General features: G+C 61.0%; 3 protein-coding genes. 2 read left to right on the top strand and 1 reads right to left on the bottom strand.

The window, feature by feature from the left end; translation table 11 throughout:
* Positions 1–216: 216 nt before the first annotated feature.
* Entirely contained in the window at positions 217–735 is a 519-nt protein-coding gene (locus AWB81_RS40900) for a hypothetical protein (RefSeq protein WP_062644122.1), read from the bottom strand.
* A 271-nt stretch (positions 736–1006) separates the two neighbouring features.
* Here AWB81_RS40900 and arsD point away from each other — a divergent pair, with 271 nt between their 5' ends.
* The gene (gene arsD / locus AWB81_RS40895) at positions 1007–1372 is read left to right on the top strand and encodes an arsenite efflux transporter metallochaperone ArsD (protein WP_062644120.1); all 366 of its coding nucleotides are present in this window, start codon (positions 1007–1009) and stop codon (positions 1370–1372) included.
* A gap of 13 nt (positions 1373–1385) precedes the next feature.
* A complete protein-coding gene (arsA, locus tag AWB81_RS40890; RefSeq protein WP_062644118.1) occupies positions 1386–3140 on the top strand; it encodes an arsenical pump-driving ATPase in 1755 nt (584 codons plus the stop codon).
* Positions 3141–4110: the final 970 nt, after the last annotated feature.

Genomic DNA, 4110 nt, shown 5'->3' with positions numbered 1-4110 from the left:
GACGTCGCTATCTGGAGTTGCACGACGAGATCGCCGACCTCGACGTCATGATCGCGACGCTCGTCGACGAACTCGCTGAGACGCGCGCATCGCTCGCATCTGAGCCGACACGGCGCCTGTGAGGTCTTTGTAGTCGGATATGCCGCTCATGTCCGCTCCTGTAGTTGTCGAGCCTTTAAGGCTGGGACGTCGTCGGTATTCGGTTCTTCAGCATGTCTACTGTGAACCGGCAGGCGGTGGCCCCATCCGGTATTGCTGCTGCAACATCATGTTGTTCATCATCTCCTGCTGCATCCGCAGGTATTGGTCAGTCATGTATTGGCGCTGCCGCAGTTGCTCCGGCGTCAGGTGTGAGTAGTAGCCACCCATATGGCCCCAGCCCCCCATCATCCCGGGCCCAGCGCCACCCATCATGCCTGGACCCATTCCATGTCCCATCATCCCCGGGCCCCACATCCCGTGCATGATTGTCATCGCGTTTTGCATCGTGGCCCAGTGCTGCTGGAGTAGCTTCTGGCGTTCCTGAGGGTCCTGAGTTTTGCGAATCTGTTCCATCTGCGCTTGCATTGTCTTCATTTGCTCCTGCAGTTGGGCCAGATTCTTGTCGAACTCAGCAGCGCTCGGGGGCTGCGTTTTTGAACTGGTTTGCGACGCAGCTGTGTCTTTCGAAGCAGCTTGCAGGACCGGGGATGTCAACGCGATACCGGCAGCCAACGCAACTAGAAGCTTTTTCATATCCCCTCCCTGTGGACGCGCGACACGGCGACAGAGCGTGCGCAGTCACCGCGTGCACAAAGGCTACATGTCAGTACCGCCCCTCCCTTGACTCAAGTCAACGAAGCACCTGGAGGCGACTGGCGAGAGTTTCGACTTTTCATGCAGCGAAATGCCGCTCCATCGTCTGTGACTTGACCGAGGTCAACGACTCGCCCTTCAGAGGGACGAGCATGACGGGGCGGACGCGGCTGCAGTCTGGCCCGACAAGACAGAATTCGTGGGAGCAACGATGAGCAAACTTGAAGTGTTTGAGCCGGCCATGTGCTGCGCGACCGGTGTGTGCGGCGTCGACGTCGACCCGACGCTTGTTCGGTTCAGCGCTGACGTTCGTTGGCTTGCTGAGCATGGTGTCGAAGTCGTTCGGAACGGCCTCGGGCACGACGCGGCAGCCTTTGCGGCAAATCCGGACGTGGTCCGGGAGCTGCATGCGGGTATGGACCGCCTGCCCATCGTAACGGTGGATGGTCGGATTATCTCCGTCGGGGTGTATCCGTCGCGTGCCCAACTGATTCAGAAACTGGGGCTCAAGGTTTCGACCGCCGAGAAGCCGCACATCAAGGCCGGAGCCTGCAGTTGCAAGCCCGGCGAATGCTAACCGGCGCATCGATATGACACTCCCTCTTGTTACAACTCGCCATCTCTTTTTCACCGGCAAGGGCGGCGTCGGCAAGACGTCGCTCGCCTGCGCAACAGCGCTGCAGCTGGCTGAAAATGGTAAGACCGTGCTGCTTGTCAGCACCGACCCGGCATCCAATCTCGATGAGGTGCTCGAGACTCAACTTTCCGGGCGGCCGACGCCAGTTGCCCAGGTTCCAAACCTCCATGCGCTGAACATCGACCCGGAGCTCGCTGCGGCGGCCTACCGCGAGCGCATGGTCAGCCCTTATCGGGGCGTGCTGCCCGATGCGGCAATTCGCAGCATGGAGGAACAGTTTTCCGGTGGCTGCACCGTCGAGATAGCGGCGTTCGACGCCTTTGCCGACCTGCTGGGCGGTAGTGCCACCGCGAATGCGTATGACCACATCATTTTCGACACCGCACCCACGGGGCACACGTTGCGTTTGCTGACACTGCCGTCGGCCTGGAGCAACTTTCTGTCGACGAACACAACCGGCAATTCGTGCCTGGGGCCTCTGGCAGGCCTTGAGCAAAGCAGGCAACTGTACGCTTCGGCCGTTGCCGAACTGACCAACCACGACCGCACTACTATGGTCCTGGTAACTCGACCGGAGGCATCTGCATTCCGTGAGGCGGAGCGAACCCGTATCGAACTGGCCGACCTCGGGGTCCGAAACCTTGTGCTCGCCGTCAATGGTGTTTTCAAGGCTGCCTCTTCTGACGATGACATCGCGTGCGCGATGGAAGAACAGCAGGCTGTAGCTATAAAGGCAATGCCGCCGAGTCTCGCAGCCCTTCCGCGAAGCGAAACAGGCTTCATTCCCAGGGGATTGGTTGGGCTGGCCGCGTTGAAGGCGTACTTGCACCCGGAGAAGATTGCCGCGCCCAGGACGGATGGCCAATTGAGCGTGGAGTTGCCCGGGGGCCTGTTGCCGCTCGTTGACGACCTTGAGAGGGCTGGGCACGGCCTTGTCATGACGATGGGTAAGGGTGGCGTCGGCAAGACGACGGTGGCTGCGGCGATAGCACTTGAACTGGCGCAGCGCGGCCATGCTGTCCTGCTTTCAACCACGGACCCGGCCGCGCACGTGGCGTGGACGCTGCAGGAATCCCTTCCAGGTCTGAGTGTGACGCGCATCGACCCAGAACTGGAGGTCAACCGCTATCGCGATGAGGTTCTCGCCAAGGCCGGTGCCCATCTCGACGCCCCGGGGAAGGCGATGCTCGAGGAAGACCTGCGGTCGCCGTGCACCGAGGAGATAGCAATTTTTCGCGCATTCGCGCGAACGGTGGATGAGGCCCGGGACTCTTTCGTGATACTTGACACGGCCCCGACTGGACACACCATCCTGCTGATGGACTCAGCGCAGGCCTACCATCGGGAAGTCATGCGCACCCAAGGTGAAATGCCAGAAGCGGTTCGCAAGCTTCTGCCACGTCTGCGCGACCCCGATTTTACGCGCGTACTTATCGTGACGCTCGCCGAGGCGACACCTGTTCATGAGGCAGAGCGCCTGCAGGCCGACCTCCGACGAGCCCAGATTGAACCGTATGCCTGGGTCATTGACCAAAGTCTGCTCGCAAGCGGCACCCACGACCCGGCACTCGCCGAACGAGCGCGCTACGAGGTACCATTTATCGAGCGCGTGATGAAGGAGGATACGAAGCGGGCTGTGTTGTTGCCGTGGCAGGCGACTTCGCCCGTCGGTCTGCATGGCCTAGAAGAGTTGGTTCGCGGTCATTGACCGATTGCGCGAGTCGCAGAGGACACGAGTGCGCCGGCAGCCACCGGCGCACCGTCCGCTGGCACGCTCACACGGTGCGCTGAGCACACCGCATGAGACGATTGTCCATGCCGGAGTCGGCCACCAAGTGCCAGCTTGCGCATCTCCAGTCTGACGCATCCTGCTCTCCAGCCTATTCGTTTCCCGGTGCCTACAACGCGCGAAGGTAGCATAGCCGTGACGGCAATCTCCATGCACAAAGCTAGACATCGATGAGCGCGACGTGCGTCATGAAAGTCGTCCGCGTAAGACTACCTCAAAGTTTAAGCGTTACTCCGTGTCCGGCATTCGAGGGGGCCGCCCCAAACCATCGCAGCAGAACGCAAGGGACGTGGTAGGCTGGACGCGTTGTTGTGCATTGTGTTGCGCGGTGAAATTCCGATCGCCTACACCCGAGGCGGAAGGCGGCACGCCTGCTGCAACTTCGACGTCCAATCGAATTCGTTGGCTTCATCCCGCAAAACTCGGCGGGGCGGCCCATGCATCTGTAGTTTGGAGCCCGGCGCTCGGGCGAGCGTTCCTGTACGACGAAGAGCTGCAGCATCTGGTCGGAAATCGTCGGCTGACGGCGTTCAATACCGCCTTCTCGAGCCCCGAACGGAAGACTTACGCCATTCCAAGTGGCCTCATTACGCCGACTGTCCCCCGCTCGATTACGCCGATCCGTGACGTGCGGGCAGTGAGAGAAGGCGCTACTGTGCTCATACTCGGGACGGGCCGCTCCGGTGCTCAGTCAGCAGCGACCATTATGTCTAACGAGGCTCCGCCTCAGACCGACGAGTTGTACGGGTGACTGCGGAGCGCTGGCGGTGTAAGGTGGCTCCGGTCGAGCCGGCTGGGACGTGCCCAGCGATGTACGAGCTCGAAGCTCAATGGGTCCGAAGACCCGTGGACGACCGGAGCCAATCATGACGTTATCACAGAGTGTGTG

The organism is Caballeronia arationis (assembly GCF_001544975.2).
GTDB lineage: Bacteria > Pseudomonadota > Gammaproteobacteria > Burkholderiales > Burkholderiaceae > Caballeronia > Caballeronia arationis.
This window is presented reverse-complemented; position numbering and strand designations above follow the sequence as displayed.

Excerpts from the sequence above, each read along its gene's own strand:
- AWB81_RS40900 (WP_062644122.1), bottom strand. The coding sequence starts at position 735 with ATGAAAAAGCTTCTAGTTGCGTTGGCTGCCGGTATCGCGTTGACATCC.
- arsD (WP_062644120.1), top strand. The coding sequence starts at position 1,007 with ATGAGCAAACTTGAAGTGTTTGAGCCGGCCATGTGCTGCGCGACCGGT.
- arsA (WP_062644118.1), top strand. The coding sequence starts at position 1,386 with ATGACACTCCCTCTTGTTACAACTCGCCATCTCTTTTTCACCGGCAAG.